17 protein-coding genes are annotated in these 19,308 nt (G+C 37.9%); 6 read left to right on the top strand and 11 right to left on the bottom strand.

Features of this window, described 5'->3' with window-relative positions:
* Positions 1-123: 123 nt before the first annotated feature.
* The gene (locus QPL79_RS05135; RefSeq protein WP_285273714.1) at positions 124-837 is read left to right on the top strand and encodes a hypothetical protein; all 714 of its coding nucleotides are present in this window, start codon (positions 124-126) and stop codon (positions 835-837) included.
* Between the two features lie 8 nt (positions 838-845).
* On the opposite strand, the gene QPL79_RS05130 is transcribed toward QPL79_RS05135, so the two are convergent.
* The 10 genes from QPL79_RS05130 to QPL79_RS05085 form a co-directional block, all read right to left on the bottom strand.
* On the bottom strand, positions 846-1,649 hold the full coding sequence (locus QPL79_RS05130) for a PD-(D/E)XK nuclease family protein (RefSeq protein WP_285273713.1): 804 nt from the start codon (positions 1,647-1,649) through the stop codon (positions 846-848).
* 75 nt (positions 1,650-1,724) lie between these two features.
* Positions 1,725-3,137, bottom strand: a complete 1,413-nt coding sequence (locus QPL79_RS05125) for a hypothetical protein (RefSeq protein ID WP_285273712.1) — start codon at positions 3,135-3,137, stop codon at positions 1,725-1,727.
* Positions 3,138-3,141: 4 nt separating this feature from the next.
* Positions 3,142-5,013, bottom strand: coding sequence for an AMP-binding protein (locus QPL79_RS05120; protein WP_285273711.1), 1,872 nt, complete (start codon positions 5,011-5,013; stop codon positions 3,142-3,144).
* Between the two features lie 18 nt (positions 5,014-5,031).
* The gene (locus QPL79_RS05115; protein WP_285273710.1) at positions 5,032-5,619 is read right to left on the bottom strand and encodes an MBL fold metallo-hydrolase; all 588 of its coding nucleotides are present in this window, start codon (positions 5,617-5,619) and stop codon (positions 5,032-5,034) included.
* Positions 5,620-5,635: 16 nt separating this feature from the next.
* Positions 5,636-6,682, bottom strand: a complete 1,047-nt coding sequence (gene hypE / locus QPL79_RS05110; protein ID WP_285273709.1) for a hydrogenase expression/formation protein HypE — start codon at positions 6,680-6,682, stop codon at positions 5,636-5,638.
* 6 nt (positions 6,683-6,688) lie between these two features.
* Positions 6,689-6,973: a HypC/HybG/HupF family hydrogenase formation chaperone gene (locus tag QPL79_RS05105; protein ID WP_285273708.1), complete on the bottom strand. Its 285-nt coding sequence runs from the start codon at positions 6,971-6,973 to the stop codon at positions 6,689-6,691.
* 110 nt (positions 6,974-7,083) lie between these two features.
* Complete coding sequence (gene hypD, locus QPL79_RS05100) at positions 7,084-8,316, bottom strand: hydrogenase formation protein HypD (RefSeq protein ID WP_438839352.1); 1,233 nt, start codon at positions 8,314-8,316, stop codon at positions 7,084-7,086.
* Positions 8,317-8,320: 4 nt separating this feature from the next.
* The gene (gene hypF, locus QPL79_RS05095; protein WP_285273706.1) at positions 8,321-10,642 is read right to left on the bottom strand and encodes a carbamoyltransferase HypF; all 2,322 of its coding nucleotides are present in this window, start codon (positions 10,640-10,642) and stop codon (positions 8,321-8,323) included.
* A 142-nt stretch (positions 10,643-10,784) separates the two neighbouring features.
* On the bottom strand, positions 10,785-11,123 hold the full coding sequence (locus QPL79_RS05090; protein ID WP_285273705.1) for a nucleotidyltransferase domain-containing protein: 339 nt from the start codon (positions 11,121-11,123) through the stop codon (positions 10,785-10,787).
* A complete protein-coding gene (locus QPL79_RS05085) occupies positions 11,110-11,499 on the bottom strand; it encodes a HEPN domain-containing protein (protein ID WP_285273704.1) in 390 nt (129 codons plus the stop codon). Before QPL79_RS05085 ends, QPL79_RS05090 begins: the two co-directional genes overlap by 14 nt.
* 188 nt (positions 11,500-11,687) lie before the next feature.
* Between QPL79_RS05085 and QPL79_RS05080 the strand changes: the two genes are divergently transcribed.
* The gene (locus tag QPL79_RS05080) at positions 11,688-12,227 is read left to right on the top strand and encodes a macro domain-containing protein (protein WP_285273703.1); all 540 of its coding nucleotides are present in this window, start codon (positions 11,688-11,690) and stop codon (positions 12,225-12,227) included.
* A gap of 264 nt (positions 12,228-12,491) precedes the next feature.
* On the opposite strand, the gene QPL79_RS05075 is transcribed toward QPL79_RS05080, so the two are convergent.
* The gene (locus QPL79_RS05075; RefSeq protein ID WP_285273702.1) at positions 12,492-13,532 is read right to left on the bottom strand and encodes an AIR synthase family protein; all 1,041 of its coding nucleotides are present in this window, start codon (positions 13,530-13,532) and stop codon (positions 12,492-12,494) included.
* A 147-nt stretch (positions 13,533-13,679) separates the two neighbouring features.
* Between QPL79_RS05075 and pheS the strand changes: the two genes are divergently transcribed.
* Genes pheS through dnaG form a run of 4 tightly spaced genes read left to right on the top strand, consistent with a single transcriptional unit; the run spans position 13,680 to position 19,305 of the window.
* Positions 13,680-15,185, top strand: a complete 1,506-nt coding sequence (gene pheS, locus QPL79_RS05070) for a phenylalanine--tRNA ligase subunit alpha (RefSeq protein WP_285273701.1) — start codon at positions 13,680-13,682, stop codon at positions 15,183-15,185.
* Between the two features lie 6 nt (positions 15,186-15,191).
* Positions 15,192-16,865: a phenylalanine--tRNA ligase subunit beta gene (gene pheT, locus QPL79_RS05065; RefSeq protein WP_285273700.1), complete on the top strand. Its 1,674-nt coding sequence runs from the start codon at positions 15,192-15,194 to the stop codon at positions 16,863-16,865.
* 10 nt (positions 16,866-16,875) lie between these two features.
* Positions 16,876-17,958 (top strand): tyrosine--tRNA ligase, encoded by a 1,083-nt coding sequence (locus QPL79_RS05060; RefSeq protein ID WP_285273749.1) that lies wholly within the window; start codon positions 16,876-16,878, stop codon positions 17,956-17,958.
* Between the two features lie 18 nt (positions 17,959-17,976).
* On the top strand, positions 17,977-19,305 hold the full coding sequence (gene dnaG, locus QPL79_RS05055; RefSeq protein ID WP_285273699.1) for a DNA primase DnaG: 1,329 nt from the start codon (positions 17,977-17,979) through the stop codon (positions 19,303-19,305).
* The last annotated feature ends 3 nt before the right edge of the window (positions 19,306-19,308 follow it).

Raw genomic sequence — 19,308 nt, 5'->3', positions numbered from 1 at the left:
TTATAAACTCTTTGTGTTTGCATTGAATGTTTATAGAAGGTTTTCATTTGTTCATGATTTTGTGAAAAGTTTTTAAGTTTTCCCAGTTTATAAAACTTTCCTATACTTTTTGGTGAGTATTTGATGGGTGATGATGTTGTTTGGCTTGCTAATGTTTTAGCTGATGTTAGAAGTGATTTAGAGGTTTTGTGTTCTAGGTTTGGTGTTTTAAATATTTGTGGATTTGTTTTGGAGAGTGTTGCTGAGGTTTTTCCTACTTGGTTTAGTGGTAGGAGAAGAAGGGTTTTAGTTGCCTCGATTGTGTACTTGTCTCTTCTCATTGCTAGAGGTGCTAGGAAGGGTTTTCTTAAGCAGGTTTTGGATTTGTGTGGTGCTTCAAAACCTGCTGTTAGAGATGCTGTTTCGAGGTTTGCTTTTGTTGATTGGGATGCTGGCTTTGTTTACTTGGATCCAAATCTGTACGAGTCTCTAAGTAGGAAGATGAGGCTTCCACAACATGTTAAAAGATATACTATTAGCGATTTTGTTAAGAATAGAATCTGGAGTTATGCACCAGGTCTTTACCAGCATCTAGAGGTTGTGTGTATTAGGAATAGTAAAAAGGATTGCGTAACCCTTTTGTTTGAAAATCCTGATGAGGTTAAAAACATTTTGCTAAGCATATACAAAACACCACTGGCTGCAAAACTTGTTGCTGAAAAGCTTTTTACACCAATTGCAGAAGCTTTGCAAATAGCTGAGTCTCCTCAAAAGCTTGCTGAAAAACTTTTCACCAATCCAGAAGATGTTGCTAAACTACTTAAACAAATGCTAAATGCTAAAAGCATAAACAAGTGATTTGCTTATTACTCGACCACAGCACCATAGATTATGTCTATTCCAAGATCTTTTGCCTTCTCCAAAGCCTCTCTAACAACATTTATTGCCACAATAACTTTTCTTTTAATCTTCTTGCCAAGTATGTTTGAAACAGCATCGCATTTTATGCTAAACCATGTAACATCATCTTCCTCAACCAGACTCTTAACCTCAATAACATAAACCTCATCATTATGAGCATAAACATCAACTTCAATCTTTGTTCCCTTCTTAAAGTATCTACCCTCTGAATCAACATATATAAACTTCTCAATTTTATCAACATCCCTTATACCAACACCAAACAACATGTCTCTATAGATGCTATACACCATCTTCTCCAAATCCACACCCATCCTCCTACCAATAGATCCAATAGCAACACTAAGCACATCAATCTTTTTACCATGTTCTCGAAGAACAATGGAATGCTCATAAACAGCCTTTGAAAGCTCCTCCAACCTCTTCGAATGCTCCTCAAGAACCTTGGAGTGTCTCTCAAGAACTTTAGAATGCTGCTCAACCCTCTTCGTTAACTCTTCAACTCTTTTTGTAAGTTCCTCAACTCTCTTTGTAAGCTCTTCAATTCGCTTCGAATGATCTTCAAGAATTTTTGAATGTTCTTGCAAAGTTTTGCTATGCTCCTCAATTCTGCTTTCTATCGAGTCTAGTCTTCTCAAAATCTCTAAAAGACCAATGGCACCTGCAACAGCATATCTAAACTCTTTATCAACTTCAAGAGTTCTCAAAAACCTCTCCTTCTCTTCTGGAGACAGAATTTGTGAAGTCACTTCAAAACCCTTCAAAAGCAGAGAATATTTAAAAAGTTTATAAGGATTGTGCATTATGCAAATGGTTTTATAGCTTCAATCAATTGTTTTACTATTTTTTATTGCTGCTAGCATTGAAGTTGCAGCTAGTAGCACCAATATGAGAATCGACATTGTTGTTGCATCAACCGAGCCTAGACATGAAAACAGAATATTGTAAATAAGTGATGATCTAAAGCCCTTTAGAAACTTGTTCAATGCTGTTATGAACTGGTTTTCAAGTGGCTTCATATCTTCTAAGGTGCTTGGATATGGAGTTGATGTAACAACAACTATGTTTTGTGTGAATGAGTATATTGATAGAGTTGCCAAGGCTATTGAAACTCGCTTTTTCTTCAACACAATTCCAATTGGGATTATTAGAAGAGGTGTTATTGTTGTTAAGAATCTTGGGCCGTAGCTAAGCCCACCATCAGCATCATACCAACTTGAGTATACAATTATTGGAGTGATTGTTGATAGAAGAAGCAAAAGGTTTTCATATTTATTTACCGCTTTAAGCATTTTGGGCATGGCCAAAAGAGAGAAGATGTATATGGGGTATAGAGATAAGAGACTTTTTCTAGTATCTATAAGCTGTATTAGAAGCCCATGTGGAATATTGCTTAACTCAAATCCGTTAACACCTATTTTCTCTATGTATAGCTGCTCAGGAAATGTGAAAACGTTTCCAGTTGTATACAAATTGTACAGCAATTGTATGAGAGTCATTGGTGCTGCGGATAAGGTGTATAGAAAAGCATATTTCAAGGTCTTGTAAACTCCTTTGCCAATATTTAATTCGTTTAAGCATAGCCAAACCAAAGTTGCTAAAAAGACTACTGTTATTGATATAAACATTGATGGGTCTAGCAACATAGCCATAGATGCTGAGAAACCTGCTACAAAAACCCACCTCAAATTGTTTTCAGTAACAAGCTTCAGAAGAGACAGAGTGTGAAGTGTGTAGAAGAATGCTAGAGGTGCTTGGGGAAAAATGTGTGTTGAGTAAATGTAGAGAGGTCCTGCCAACCCATTTACAATTGATAGTATCAAAGACTTTTTCTCATCCTTAAGAATAGTTCTAAAAAGCTCTATAGAAATAAGAAATGTTAATGTGCCGAAAAAAGCCATTGCAAATCCTCCAAAGACTAAATCCTTAACTCTTAAAGCATCTGCTAATCTAATTGGTATCGCAAGAACAATTCCAAGCCCAAGAGGTCCTGCAAAAACACATTTTCCTCTAACTTCAACAAAATCTGATAAGCCTATTGAGCAAAACCATGGATTTACAAAAGGGTTTAAATTAAGAATGTTTCTTGCAAGCTCAATAGCACCTACAGTGTATTGCGTGTAGTAAATGGTGTTTATGGATAGAGCGTATACAAATCCAATTAATGTTGCTGTAAAAACCACCGATTTTTGAGGTGCAAGAAATTTGAGCTTCTCTTGAGATGCATACCCATACAACTTCTCAACCCTTTGCTTGAACAGCTATATTCCACAGCATTTCCTTAAACCTTCTCCTCACATAACCTCTTGGACTTTTCTCATCAAATATCTCTATCCTCACATCTGCTGGCTCCATTATTGGCCCTAGATACTCTCTTACAATTTTCTTCACAATCTCCTTATCCATACTCTCACTTGCTATAACTATTGGCACTTCAAACCTTGTTTTGTCTGGTGCTCCAACAACTAAAACATTCTTCTTCAGAACCTCTCTAACAACATTCTCTACTGCTCCAGGACTCAACCTATAGCCACTAACCTTCAAAACACAGTCTTTTCTACCCAAAACAAAAACAGTATGGTTTCTGGTCATCAAAGCATAGTCGCCTGTTCTATAGAATCCCTCTACCCATCTGCTCCAAAAATCCTGTGGAGCTTCAATAGGTGTTGAGGGCCATGGGCTTCTAAGCACAAGCTCTCCAATCAAGTCTCTAACCGATTTCCCATAATCATCAACAACATCTATGCTGAATCCTGGTATTGGTTTTCCAACAGAGCCAGGGGTTATTGGTGTGAAGGTGTAGTTTATTAGATTCCCAGTTACAAATGTTGCTAACTCGCTTTGTATATACATGTTGATAACTGGTATTCTACCAGTGAGCTTTTCTGGTATAGATGTTATTGCTGGAGAGCTTCCAGTTCCAACAACTCTGTAAGTCCACCACCAAACACTTGTCTCAAGAGGTTCAGCTGTTACTAAAACAGCTTTTAGAGTATCCATGTTGTGTATTTTAACATATTGATTCCCAGCCCTCGACAGTATTCTTAGTGCTGATCCAGTTGTCAAAAAAAGTGTAACTGCATATCTCTCTATAATATCCCACCATCTATCAGCAGATGGATAGTCGAAGCTTCCATCATATAAAACAATTGTTGAGCCAATCATCAACGGGCCAAAAACAACATATGTAATTCCCGTTATCCATCCCGGCCAAACAGTACAAAAATATGTGTCATGTGGTCTTAGACCAATCCATTTGCTAGTAGAAAACGTTTGTACTAGATAGCCACCAACACCATGTGTAATAGGCTTGAAATCATCTTCGTAAGCTACGTGAAGCCCAAAGAGAGGGTGATTAGAAGGTGCAGTAAAACCCTCTGAATCCTTGCCAAGATTCTTCACATTATCAAAACTAATCTCATTTTCTCTAAGTCTTGTAGACCCAGTTTTCTCAATAACTATTGTTGTGCATCTATGATTTGAATAATCCAAAGCCTTTCTAGCAACTGATAGTGTATCAACAACTTTTCCTCTTCTGTAGAACCCATCTGAAACAACAAAAACTTTTGGTTTTCTACTAGCAATTCTTTTAGCAACTTCATAAAAACCAAAACCAGTGAATATAGCTTCAAATGGTGCCCCAATTTTTATAGCAGCTAGCATCACCGCTAGTGACTCTATTGTTGGTGATGCATATATAGCTATCCAGTCACCAGCTTTAACACCAAAACTCTTCAAAGCACCAGCCAATCTACTAACAAGATTGTGCAGATCCTCATATGTTGCCACCTCCACATCGCCAAGCTCATTCTCCCATATAATTGCTGGTTTTCCCCAAATCCATGAATCTCTATGCTTTTCAACAATGTTGTAATAAGCATTTATTTCTCCACCAACAAACCATCTAGCATTTGGTGGCTGTCCATCAACAACTTTGCTCCAGGGCTTTGTCCAAACAAGCTTCTTAGCCTCTTCCCCCCAGAACAGTGCAACATCAGCTATACTGCTTCTGTATATAGCCTCATACTCTTTAACAGTAATATACTTCCACTTCATTAGAGGTGGAACAACTTCCTCGCTACTATAAATCTCTTCCAAAACATCTTTAGCCATTTGATTATCAACACCTCTCTACAAAACAACTACCTGTGTATATGGCTGTGCAATATATCTAAATGTATGCAAAAAACCTTTGTCTACATAATGAATTGGTATGGTAATCGATGGTCTAAGACTTTTAACAACCTCCAAAGCCTCCTCAGGACATAAAACATTTTCACAGCCAATTGGAATGAAAAGAATGTGTATAGGTGTTTTGAGATTCAAAATTTCTGGAATGAAATCCGTGTCCCCCATGTGATAAACAATTGCATTATCAAATTTCATTATATATCCAACGCCAAACCCCTTTGGATGAGCAGGTTCCTTACCTGTTTCACTAATGTTGTATGCATCAACAGTAATAATCTTGACATTTCCAATGCTAATAGCATCACCTGGTTTAACTCTGAAGAATCCTATAGATGGTGAAACAACTCTGCTTGTATCTACATTGTCATAACCTGGAAAGTGTCTTGGGTGAAGATGGGTATATAATGCATAGTCACAGTTTTGGGTGTTGAGAACATCAATGCAGAAAACAGTTTTGTTGAATGTTATTTTGGCACCAGCAAAACCATCTCTAGAAACAAAGACCTCTCTAAATTTGAGTTTCCTCAATTCAGATACCAAGTAACTAGCATATTCTTGGAACTAGCTCGCCTCTTGGAGGCTCCAAAATTCTGTATCCACCAATTCTTGTCTTGGACAGAACATATCCCCTGAACTTCTCACTTGATTTAACCTCTCCAATGATTCTAGCATTTTCAAAGCCCAAGCTCTTCATATACTCAACAACCTCGTTAGCAACACTAGAATCAATAGAAAGCACTGCAACACCTTCTGATGCAAGATATAGAGGGTCTATTCCAAGCATTTCAGAATACCTCTTAACACTTTCTCTTACAGGTATTGAGGACTCGTCAACAACAATAACATTTCCAGATTTGGATGCCCACTCATTCAATATGCCCGCTAAGCCACCTCTTGTCGGATCTCTAGCCGCGTTGATGAAGTTTCGATATTTCTCTATGAGTGGTATCATAAGTTTTGTAAGAGGTTTTGCATCACTTTTCAAAAGACCTTTTTCAAATTCCTCAACACTTTTCTCTAAACCCATTTGAAGAAGCATTATAACAGCTCCATGATCACCAACAAAATCACTAACAACTATTTTATCACCGGGTTTTGGCATGTCAACAATAGGCTTTTTAGCAATGCCTATAGCTGCTGTTGTTATAACTATTTTGTCTATGCTTCCTTTTGGCATAACCTTGAAGTCTCCACCAATTAAAGCAATGTTTTCACTTCTCAAAACATTTAGGAAAGACTGGATAATTGTTTCCAGATCATTTATTGGAAACCCTTCCTCAACAACAATAGAGTCTAGAATCGCAATGGGTTTTCCACCCATCATCAAAACATCGTTTATGGAGCCAGCAGCTGCTAAAACACCTATGTTTCCCCCTGGGAAAAATGGTGGATTAACTGTGTAAGCATCAATTGAAACAACGATGTGCTCTCCACTTGGAAGAGGTATTGTTGCTCCATCATCTAAAACATCTATTCCAAACCCATTTTCAACTCTCTTCAACTTGTTTTCAACACGACTAAATATGAGCTTTTCCAAAAGCTCAAAAGTTTCTACACCACCTGAGCCATGAGCAAGAGAAACCTTATCCATTTGATGCTACACCTCTTTCTTTAATGACTTTGCAAGTTCAAGAATAGACTCATAGGCTTTGATTGCTTTGCTTGCATCCTCTCCCAAAACATCCTTAAGAAACTCTATATGCTCCTCTACAGCATCACTTGAAAGCTTAGATATTATAACACCTGCATGAACCATTACTATATCGCCTCTAGAAACTCTTTCACCATCTATGCCTATGAGAACCTCTCTAGCAATGCCATCTCCATAATCAACTCTAGCAATCATGTTATCAAAATCAACGCTAAGTACAACTGCTGGCACTCCCCAGCACATCACAAATCACATTCACATTTATAGTTCACAAACTATTCAACAAATAAGCTTAACTTTGCTAACATTTATAATACAGTATTAAATACGATACTAATAAGTTATTGTAAACCAAGATCCTTTGCTATCTCATCTGCTAAACCACCACTTCCAAATCTAGCCCATATAGCGCATGCCCCCTCCAAAGACACCATACATGGTCCATAGGGTTTGCTTGGTGTACAAATCCTCATGAAAAGTGGGCAGTCAGTTGGCTTCGCTTTTCCAAGTGTCACCTCTGCACATCTACAACCTGGTGGAAGGTCATAAACCCATTTATCGGGTTTCAAATCCTCTACCCCAATCTCTGCAAAAGCATCAATTTTTCTATACTCTTCTCTAAGTCTTAAGCCGCTTTCAGGCAAAAATCCTATGCCTCTCCAAGCATCATCAACAACTCTAAAGGCTTTCGCCACAATTCTCTGTGCTCTTACATCCCCATGCCATGTAACAGCTCTTTTATATTCTATAACCGTTTTTGCCTCTCCTTTTACAAGCTGCTTCAAAATTTCTAGAATTGATAGAAGAACATCGATGGGCTCAAAACCAGAGATAACAACTGGAATGCCATAGTTTTCAGATACAACAGCCCATGCCTTTGCCCCAGTAATTGTTGATACATGACCAGGTGCTATAACACCCATTACTGGTGGTTCTGTTGGCTTCTCCCTCAGTATCTCCAATGTGTAGAACATTGCTGGTGGTGTAAGCTTGACAAGACTCATAATCTTTAGATTTTCTGGTACAATACCTCTTATAATTGCTGAGGCATAGCCTGGAGCAACAGTTTCAAAGCCTATTCCAATAAATACAGATTCCCTACCACTTCTCCTAGCATCGGCTATGGCTTCTGCAAAACTTGTAACAATTTTCACATCGCCATCGCTTCTAACATCGCTTAGAGAATTATATCCCCTTACACTATTCACTGTTCTAAGCCTATAGGTATCGCCATATGTGTAAATGGTGAAACCATCCAAAGCAAGTTTTATAGCCTCTTCAATAAAATATGAGGGGGTTACACAAACCGGGCAACCGGGACCTGCAACAAGCTCTATGTTTTTTGGTACAAGACTTCTAATACCAAAGTGTGTAATTGTCCACTCATGCGTTCCGCAAAAGTTCATTATTTTAAACTTGAATTCTTTTCCATAAGCTTCTTCAAGCTTCTTGGAATATTCCATAATCTTCTTTAGAATTATTGAAACAAGCTCTCTATTCTCTCTAAAAGCACTTTCAATCTTATTAACAACTTTGAGGAAATTACTCAACTCACTATGTTCGCTGTTTTGCATTTCACTAACCATGTTTACTCACCTTTGAAGAGACTATAACAATTTGCCCTAGGGCAATACCTCCATCACCTGGAGGAGTTTTTCGTGGAAGCTTAACACCTATCTCCCCACTCTTCAAAGCATGTTTAATACCTCTAATAATGTGTGTATTTACAGCTGATCCACCACTACAAACAACAAAGTTTTTAGTGTTTCTCAAACCCTTTACACTCTCCAAAGCTATTAGACCTAGTCCAATGCCTAGAGACCTAAGAACTGTTGCTGCTAAATCGCTTTTCCTTTTATCCATGTTGCTAAGAACCCAGTTAAGCATGTCAACAACATCAACAACTAGTCTACCATTGAAATGCTTTATCTTTGGATAGTAATCCAAATAGTTTCCACTATCAGCTAAAGCTTCTAGCTTTATTGGTGGCTCACCTTCATATGTTCTAAGTGTGCACACATTCAAAAGAGCTGAAAAAGCATCTAAAGTTCTTCCCATGCTCGTTACAACAGCTCCTCTACCACTCTTAGCAAGTCTATACGTTATAGCAGCTTCCTTGGCTCCATATGGTAATGATTTTATGAGGCCCTCTTTCTCTAGGTACTTAATAACCTCCTCCTCGCTGTAACCAGCTAATACAAACAATGATATTAGGGGTTTCACAGGATAGAGTGCTGCCGAATCTCCACCTGGAAGAGTAAATGGCTGTAGACTACCAGTTCTTTTGAAGTTAGTATAGCTTGCTATCATAACCTCCCCACCCCATATACCACCATCAACACCATAGCCTGTTCCATCAATAGCTATGCCAACAACATTCTCATCTTCTCCAACACCATGCTCAGCCATTGCAGAAGCTATGTGTGCATGATGATGCTGAATCTCTATATACTCAGCTCCAAACTCTTTTGAAAACTCAACTGCAATCCTCTTATTATGGTAGTTGGGATGCATATCAGCTGCAACAACACTTGGCTTTAGCCCATAGATTTTTGCAAACCATAGAAGCTCTTTTCTAAGATCATCTAGCTGGGCAGGTTCATCAACATCGCCTATGTATTGTGTTAAAACAACTTTGTTTTCAAAAGCTACTGCACCAGCTGTTTGAAGTTCTGCTCCAACAGCAATGGATTCAGCAACATTGAATGGAAGCTCTATCCACTCAGGTGCATAACCCCTTGCTCTTCTAAGAAACACTGGCTCTCCATCAGAAAACCTTATAACACTATCATCAACTCTATGAACAATTTCCCTCTCATGCTCAACAACATAATCCACAACATCTCTAAGCTTTTCAAAAACACAGGTAATGTTTGTACACATTGGCTCTCCATGGACATTGCCACTAGTCATTATCAAGAAGCCATCCGGAATTTCTCTTAGCAACAACACTTGAAAACCTGTGTATGGAAGCATAACACCAACTGTTGATAAACCAGGGGAAACATATTCTGAAAGCTTTGAATCTCTCTTCTTCGGCAATATAACTATTGGTCTCTGGGGAGACTCTAGAAGCTCTCTAGCTTCTGGAAAAGGCACTGCAATATCCTCAACAACTTTATAGTCTCTTGCCATAACAGCAAATGGTTGTGTTGGTCTTCTCTTCCTCTTTCTAAGCTCTAAAACAACATCGTCACGAGATGCTAGACATGCTATGTGGTATCCTCCAACACCTTTAATAGCTATTATATGCCCCTCCAAAATCTTTTTAGCAACAAATGAAACTATGTCATCAACATCTATTCTTCTACCACTTGAGTCGAAAACAAATGTTTTTGGGCCACAAACAGGGCAGCTAATGCCTTGTGCATGAAACCTTCTAACATTGCTTGGATCTCTATACTCAGCTTCGCATTTTTCACAAAGCCTAAACACAGCCATGGACGTGTTTTCTCTATCGTAAGGTGTTCTAAACATCATTGAGAATCTTGGTCCACAGTTAACACAGCTATTCCAATAGTATCTATAGAATCTTGAGCCAGAATCAAGAATTTCTCTAACACAATCGCTACAAATACCTATATCCGGTGGTATAACACTTCTTAGAATCTGTTGAGAACCACTTTCCCTAATAAGAAACTCTTTAAAACCTATGGGCTCAATCCACTCAACAAAAACCTTATCAATTCTAGCATTAGGAGGTTTCTCAACAGAAATTCTCTCAACAAAAAACTTCAAAGAATTTTCATCACCTTCAACAAAAATCTCAACTTCACTACCACCCAAATTAACAACATAGCCTTTGAGACCAAGCCTAGTAGCAAGTCTATAAACAAATGGTCTAAAGCCAACACCTTGAACAATACCCGTAACTCTAATCCTCAAAGCTTTAATACTCATCAACAACAACCTATGTAAACACAGATTCTAACTTAATTTGAAGCTCTTTGCATATTTCAACACTTATTTTATTTATTAGAGGATATTAAGTATGTTGCTATCATGACGTAATCAAACAAACTCAATTAAACAAAATGCTATACTAGCACAGCTTCTTCTTATACATCAGCATCTCTCTATATATTGGATCCTTCAAATCCTCTTTTCTAAGAACCACCACATCTACTGGTACAGCCTCTTTCCTAAGCATTGCTATCTTCTCTACAACACCAAGCACATCATCCTCATTAACAACAACCACAATATCATAATCACTGGAAGAGGAATTGTCTCCACGAGCCCTGGAACCAACTAGGTAAACCTCATCAGCAAGACCACTTACACAAAGCCTTTCTACAAATCTTTTAAACATTTCATCTCTTTCAACAACCTTTCTATACACTTTTCTAAGAATTTCATAGCCAATACTATGGGTCTGCAACCCTCTTCACCCACTCAACAACTTTCTTAGCAGAACCCAAACATCTCTCAGCCCTTTCTCTATTATACTTAATTGTTTTTCTACCTGGGTATCTAGATAATGTATAGTGTGGTGTTAGCAAATCACTTGCAATTACAATATCTTCTTCAACATTTATACCAATACTTTTTAACGCATCTACAAGTTCCAAAAGATCATGTGTATAGGGATGAAAACCTGTAGCAGAGACTATAAGAGATTTGGGATAGAGCTCAGCAGCTTGGTGAGACTCAAAACAAACCAGCCAATAGTGACCCTCAGCTAAATGCTTCTCAGCATCAGATAGAAAAATATCTGCTTTTTCAATCCAGTCAACAAGTAGTTTAAGGCTCTTCAACAAACTTCGCCACTACAAAACATTTTTGCTAAATCTAGAAATGTATTTACGAACATATATGTGCATCGTTACACAAATCAGTTGTTTTAACAATGGACTTAGCTTCTCATTAGCCTTGCTTCCAAAATTAATTGTTTGATAAACTTAATAAATTGATTATGGCGATACAAAATTTATGGTGTTTTCCTGTGAAAGAACTGTGTAGCTCTATTTTTTATGGTGTTGTGTTAAGGGTTTTGATTGAGGATGTTACTAAGCTAGTTGTTGATGCTATTGTTAATCCTGCTAACAGCTTAATGGTTATGGGTGGTGGTGTTGCTGGTGCTATTAAGAGAGTTGGTGGTGAGGAAATAGAGAAAGAGGCAATGAGATATGCTCCTGTGTCAATAGGAAAAGCTGTTGCTACAACAGCTGGAAGGTTACCAGCTAAATATGTTATTCATTCACCAACTATGGAGAAACCAGCTATGAGAACAACAGTTGATAAAGTATCGAAAGCTGTTTTAGCTGCTCTTGAAAAGGCTTTGGAACTTGGTGTAAAGTCTATAGCTTTTCCAGGTATGGGCACAGGTGTAGGTGGGTTATCATATAGTCAAGCAGCAGAAGCTATGGTGAATACAATTAAGCAGTTTTTGAGCAGTAGAAGAGTTCCTTTAACAACTATATATCTTGTTGCAATAGATGAGGAGCTTGCAAAAGAGTTTTGCAAAGCAATAGAAAAGCATTAACATATATAAACATGGCCAAGCAAATGCAAAGCCTTAATTCTAACCATGTTACCACAAATTTTCAAAATTTATTTTGAGTAATCAGCTTAAACACGGTTCTTCATCTATTTTATCATTGCTTAACAAATCCAGTTATTTTCGAAATTCTTTGCGCATCCGCTCACAGCCGTTTTCATCATTTCCATATCACTAAGGTTTCTTAAGCAACTTAATAGCCTTTCTACAGTTTTCATCTATGTCTTGGGATTTGGTATTGATATCACCTTAGCTTCTATGGGATTTGAAACGCTTCCACGCATCATATAGCTCGTCTTTTACATACACATCTTTAATTTTTTCTACTTGGCCACTTCTTCTATGAATAGCTACGTAAAAATCTTTTGGCTCTGTAACCTTGCCTATAACAGCTGCTTCTACTCCAATGTTTTGAAGTAGTTTTATAGCTTCATCAGCTTTGTCTTGATGTATTGTCGCAACTAGTGTTCCAGAGCTTATGAGTTTTAAAGGGTCTATTCCAAGGGCTTTGACTATGGCCATTGTCTCTTCTGCTATTGGTATTTTCTCTTCCCAAATCTCAATAGATTTTTTTGATGCATAAGCAATTTCAGCTAGTCCAGCAATTAAACCACCTTCTGTTGGATCATGCATAGATGTTGCTAATCCAGTTTCTGCAAGAGCTATAGCCTCTTTAACAACGCTTATTCTCTTAATGAAATTTCTTCCTCTTTCCAAAACAGTTTCTGAAACACCCATTTCAAGCAAAACATCTCTAAAGTCTGCTGCAAGTATTGCTGTTCCTTCAACAGCAACAGTCTTAGTCATTAAAACAACGTCGCCAACTCTAGCACCACCTGTGGTAACATAGCTGCCCTTCTTCGCAATGCCCATGGCAGTCACAGATATTATTGGCCTTGAAATATCTACTGTGAATTCACTGTGTCCCCCAACAATCATTGCACCAACCTCTTTAGCTGCTTCACTCATTTGCTTAGTAATGGAATCTAGAAGTTCCTCATTCTTATCCTCATTTTCTGAATGTGGCAAAAGCAAAACAGTTACTAGCCACTTGGGTTTAGCACCTCTAACAGCAATATCGTTACAAGCAATGTGAATTGCAAGCCAACCAATATTCTCAACAGCACCAGTTATTGGATCCGCATGAACAACTAAAACACTATCGCTTCCCAGATCAATAATTGCTGCATCCTCTCCAATAGAGGGCCCCACCACAACAGAAGGATCTACAACACCAACTCTGCTAAGCACATATTTTGATAGGAGATTTGGAGAGAGCTTTGCAGACATGTAGATTCATCGCCTTATTTCAGCTGTTTTAGCTAAAACTCAGCTGGTTGATATAGCATTCATAACTTATATTTCTTGTAGCAATAAAGCATAAAATGCCTTTTTATTAAAGATACTATGTTTAATAGCAAAACAGTTTTGTGTGGTGTGACTGTAATTGTTTTAGAAGCTCAGTTATCTAAAAGTGAACTTGATGTACTGAAGAAAATTGTTGAATTGAATAGAGATGTTGATTTTGGTGAACTAGCTAGAGTGACTAGTCTCAGTGAAGAGGGTTTATCATCTATAGTAGAGCTTTTAAAGTCTAAGGGAATTGTTGAAGTTGCTGAGAAGAGTATTCTCATTGCAAAAACATCTGAAGAAGGTCTTTCATATCTAGAGGCATTACCTGAAGAAAAAGTTGCTAAGTTTATTCAAGAACATGGAGGCTCAGCATCTATAGAGGAGATTAGGAAGTTTCTAGGAGAGTTTGTAGCATCTATAGGAATTAGCTGGGCTGTTAGAAGGGGTTGGATAAGAATTGAGAGGGGTGTTGCCAAGTTTCAAAGCTTTGTACCTCTAACTAAACATAGAGAAATACTTGCATTATTTGCAAATGGTAAGGAAGTTGATGAAAGTATTAGAAACAGCGATGTTTTTCAAGAACTTGTTAAAAGAAAACTCATAAACATTTCGGTAACCAAGCAAAGAATTGTGAAACTTGCTATACCATATCAAGAAGCTTTGAAACTAGTCATGCAAAAACCTGTTGCTTCAAAGCTTACACATGAGATGATTGCATCTGGTAATTGGAAAAACTATGTTTTTAAAGCCTACAACCTAGAGGCTTTGCCGCCATTGATATATCCAGGAAAGAGACACTTTTTCAAGGATTTTGTTGACATGATAAGAGATGTTATGGAGGATCTTGGTTTTGAGGAAGTGAAAGATGATTACATAATTCCAGAGCTTTGGAATTTCGACATTCTTTTCCAGGCTCAGGACCACCCATCGAGAGATATTCACGATATTCTTGTTGTTGATGGATATGCTGATTTGTCTATGTATAGCGATGTTGTTGAGAGAACTAGAAGAGTTCATGAGGTAGGTGGTTTTTGTGGAAGCACTGGCTGGAGATATAAGTGGTCATATGAAAAAGCATCGAAGCTCATACTAAGATCACATACAACAGCTGTTACAGCTAGGTACTTAATTGGTAGAAAACCTCCTGCAAGACTTTACACAATTGCAAGAGTTTTCAGAAGAGATAACCCAGATCCTAGACACTCACCAGAGTTTACAAATTTTGATGGGGTTATAATGGAAAAAGATTTCAACTTCAGAAAACTTCTGGGTTTGCTAGCGCAAATTCTTCGATCAATAGGAATAGAAAAGTTCAAATTCAAACCAGCTTACTTTCCATTTACTGAGCCAAGTGTTGAGGGCTATGGCTATGTCCCTGGCTATGGATGGATAGAGGTTTTTGGTGCTGGAATGTTTAGACCAGAGGTTCTTGAGATTCTTGGTGTTGATGCTCCTGTTGGTGCTTGGGGTATGGGTGTAGAGAGATTGGCTATGGTTGTATATGGCATTGATGATATAAGACTGTTGTTTTCAAGAGATGTTGAGTTCACAAGATCATTTCCATACACCAAGAGATTTTATGTGAGGTGAAATGGTATGCCTGTTGTGAGGGCTAGACTAGAGCTTTTGATGAAACTTGCCAATGTTTTTGATGCTGAAATGCTGAGAGATATTCTATTCAAGTTGAAGTGTGAAACCGAAGTTGAGGAGGGCAACATAATTGCTGTAGAGGTTCAAAGCGATAGAGTAGACATGTTTTCTGTGGAGGGCATTGCAAAAGCTATTAGGTTTTACACAGAGCAAGAGAAATTTTCTGAGCCAGTTCTGAAAAATGTGCCGTTTAAAGTATTTGTGCAGCAGCCCCCAGCGAAAAGACCGTATATAGCTGTGGCAGCTGTTACAAATGTTAAGTTGGATGAGGAGAGGCTGAAGCTTTTGATAGATTTTCAGGAAAGGTTGCATGCAACATTTGGTAGAAACAGAAGAAGAGTCGCTATTGGTTTGCACGACCTTGATAAACTCCCATCGCCAGTACTGGAATATAGAGATGTTGATATAGATAAAACAACTATGATTCCTCTTCACGACTTTAGAGAGTTTAGCATAAGAGATGTTCTTTCACTAACTGAGCAAGGAAAGTTATACGGCTTTATATCATTGAATAACTCTTTCCACCCAGCAATATTGTCGAATGGAAAAGTTATTTCCTTACCACCAGTGATAAACAGTGATATAACGAGGTTAACAGAGGAAACTAGAAATATTTTGATAGATGTTACTGGAACAGATTTTGATGCTGTTAACAGTGTTTTAAATGTCATAATACATGCATTGACATTCTATGGAGGAGAGGTTCTTGGAGCAATTGTGAAGTATCCCGACAAAGAGGTTACAACTCCAAATCTCACATCAAAGAGAATGAGAATTGACATGGGTTTTGCAAGTTCTTGGCTAGGCATAGATGCTGCAAACAATGTTGAGTTGGTGAGGAAAGCTCTTGAGAAAATGGGTTACAGAATTGTGGAAATCAACAAGAACTTCATTATTGTTGATGTTCCATATTATAGAATGGATATTCTTCACCAAGTTGATGTTGTTGAGGATATAGCTATGGGGATTGGATATGAGAATCTTGGATTTCTAGATGTTGAGCCCAGACCCATTATCAAAAAGGGTTTTGGCTTAAGAGATGTTGCAAATATTGTTAGAGATGTTTTGATTGGTCTTGGATATACAGAGCTAAACACATTGACACTAATTCCACAGCAAATTGCTGAGGTGATTAGCTATGGAGTTACCCCCATGGTTGTTAATGCACCATCCAATGAGATAAATGCTTTAAGAACGAGCTTGGCACAGTCAATAATAGCTATTTTAAAAAGTTCACAGCATATTCCACAACCAGTTAAGGTATTTGAAATAGGCGATGTTGTAACTGAGTGTAGAAGTTGCTACAACAAATGGAAAAATGAGTTGAGAGTTTGCTGGGCTATTATGGATAGTGAGACAAGGTTTGAGGAGTTGCATGCATCACTACATGCAATTATTAGAGAGTTTGGGCTTGAGAAAAAACTTGTTTTAAGGCCATGCAATATAGAATTTTTTGTGAGAGGTAGATGTGCAGAGATAAGTATTGATGATGTGGTGATAGGTTTTATGGGTGAGATTAGTCCAGAGAAGCTTGAAAAGCTTGAAATATTTTACCCAATCACTTTGGCCGAAATATCTATAAACGCGTTACAAACTGTGCATAGTAAGAATTTTGGGTGAGGTTTTGCTTATGGATGTTGAAACCAGGTTCTCTCTAATTAAGAGAAACACCATGGAGATAGTGACAGAGGATGAGCTGAGAAAAGCTCTTGAGGAGGGTAGGAAGCTGAGAGGGTATCTAGGGTTTGAACCTAGTGGTATTAGTCACATTGGCTGGCTTATATGGATGTATAAATTTAAGGATCTTGTAGATGCCAATGTTGAGATGATATTATTTGCAGCAACTTGGCATGCATGGATAAACGACAAGCTTGGGGGGAACATGGAGCTTATTAGAGCTGCTGCAAAGCATGTTGCAAGAGTTTTAGAGGCTATAGGAGTTAACATGTCCATGGTTAAAGTGGTTTATGCTGAAGAGCTTGTTGAAAGAGTTGAGTATTGGGAAAAAGTAATTAGAATAGCAAAGCATGCAAGTTTAAGTAGAGTGAAAAGAGCTTTGACTATAATGGGTAGAAAGGCTAGTGAAGGTGAATTAGACTTTTCAAAGCTTATCTATCCACTTATGCAAGTTGCTGACATTTTTCAAATGGATTTAGACATTGCTTTGGGTGGAATGGATCAGAGAAAAGCTCATATGCTTGCAAGAGATGTTGCTGAAAAGCTTGGTTATAAAAAGCCTATTGCCATTCACACACCTCTTCTACCATCGTTAAAAGGCTTTACTAGAATGGATACCCAAATGGATATAGATGATGCTCTTTCAGAAGTTAAAATGAGTAAGTCAAAGCCTGAAGAAGCAATATTTCTGATAGACGATGACAATGCTATAGTGAAGAAGATTAGAGGTGCTTACTGCCCACCAAGAGAAGTTGAGACAAATCCTGTAATGGCAATAGCAAAACACATAATATTTGCTCAAGGAAAGAAAAGATTTGTTATAGAGAGAAAGCCTGAACATGGAGGCGATATAGAGGTTTATAGCTATGATGAGCTTGAGAATCTTTATAGAAATGGCTCTATACATCCACTTGATTTAAAGAATGCTGTAGCAAATGAGCTTATAAAGATTATAAAACCAATTAGAAATTTGTTACAGAATGAAAAAGATCTTTGGCTTGATCTTGAGGTAATTAGTCATAGTGTTACAAGGTAGGGTTTTGGTGAAAAGCACATGGCTAAATATGTTGTTAGAGCGAGAATAGATGTTGATGGCGAGGTAGAGAAATCTGATATAATTGGAGCTATCTTTGGATTCACAGAGGGATTGTTTGGAGAGGAATTTGATTTGAGGGATCTGCAGGACAAGGGGAGGATAGGGAGAATAAGTGTTGAAATTAAAACAGAGAAGGGAAAAACAACAGGGGAAATCCTCATACCATCTAACCTAGACAGAATAGAAACAGCACTTTTAGCAGCTCTTATTGAAAATGTTGAAAAGGTTGGTCCATACCAAGCAAAAATACAGGTTATTGATATTGTTGATGTTCGTGCTGAGAAATTGAAGAAGATAATGGATAGAGCAAGTGAAATTGCAAAAAAGTATTTTGTTGAGAAAGCTCCTGATATTAAAGAAATTTTGAATAAAATAGGTGAAGCTGTTAGAATAGCGGAAATTATTTACTATGGCCCTGAGAAGCTTCCAGCTGGTCCAGATATTGAAAGTAGTGACACAATCATAATTGTTGAGGGTAGAGCAGATGTTTTAAATTTGCTGAGATATGGATATAGAAACGTAATTGCTTTGGAGGGTGCTCATGGATCTAAAGTTCCAGAAACTATTGTGAAGCTTGCTTCAAAGAAAACAGCTATACTGTTTGTTGATGGTGACAGAGCTGGAGAGCTCATAGCAAGAGAGGTTATTAAAGTAGCTGACATAGATTTTGTTACAAGAGCTCCACCTGGAAAGGAGGTTGAGGAGTTAACTGGAAAGGAGATTGCAAAAGCTCTTAAGAATCTTGTTCCAGCTAAGCAATTCTTGGAAAGCTTGGAGAAAAGAATTGAGGCAGAGGCTAAGCAACAAATCCAAGCAACAGGAACTGCAGCTCCACAACCTCAACCACCACAGGAGATTCCCAGTCAACAAATCCCCACAGTTTCACAAGCTACACCAGCAACAGCAGCAACTCAAGTTGTGGAAGCAAAACAAGTTGTAACACCACCTGTTGTTGAGGTTAAGCCTGTTGCGGGTTTTGAAATGCCTCTTAAAATAGTTGAGGAGGGTAAGAAGCTTATTGGAACTTTAGAGGCTATTCTTTTCGATGCTGGTTGGAACATTGTTGAAAGAGTTCCTGTTAGAGATCTTGTTGAAAAACTTCAGCAAGTAGAGCCTGGCAAGATTCAGGCTATAGTATTCGATGGTGTTATAACGCAAAGGTTATTGGATGTTGCATCTGAGAAGGGTGTTAAGCTAATTCTTGGTGTTAGAATAGGGAATATCAGTAGAAAACCTGAAAACATTTTTGTTGTGACATTCCAAGACATTTTCAGCATAACTTCATAAACC

It is taken from the genome of Ignisphaera cupida (assembly GCF_030186535.1).
GTDB lineage: Archaea > Thermoproteota > Thermoprotei_A > Sulfolobales > Ignisphaeraceae > Ignisphaera > Ignisphaera cupida.
The sequence above is the reverse complement of the archived record's forward strand: the minus strand, read 5'-3'. Positions and strand labels throughout refer to the sequence as shown.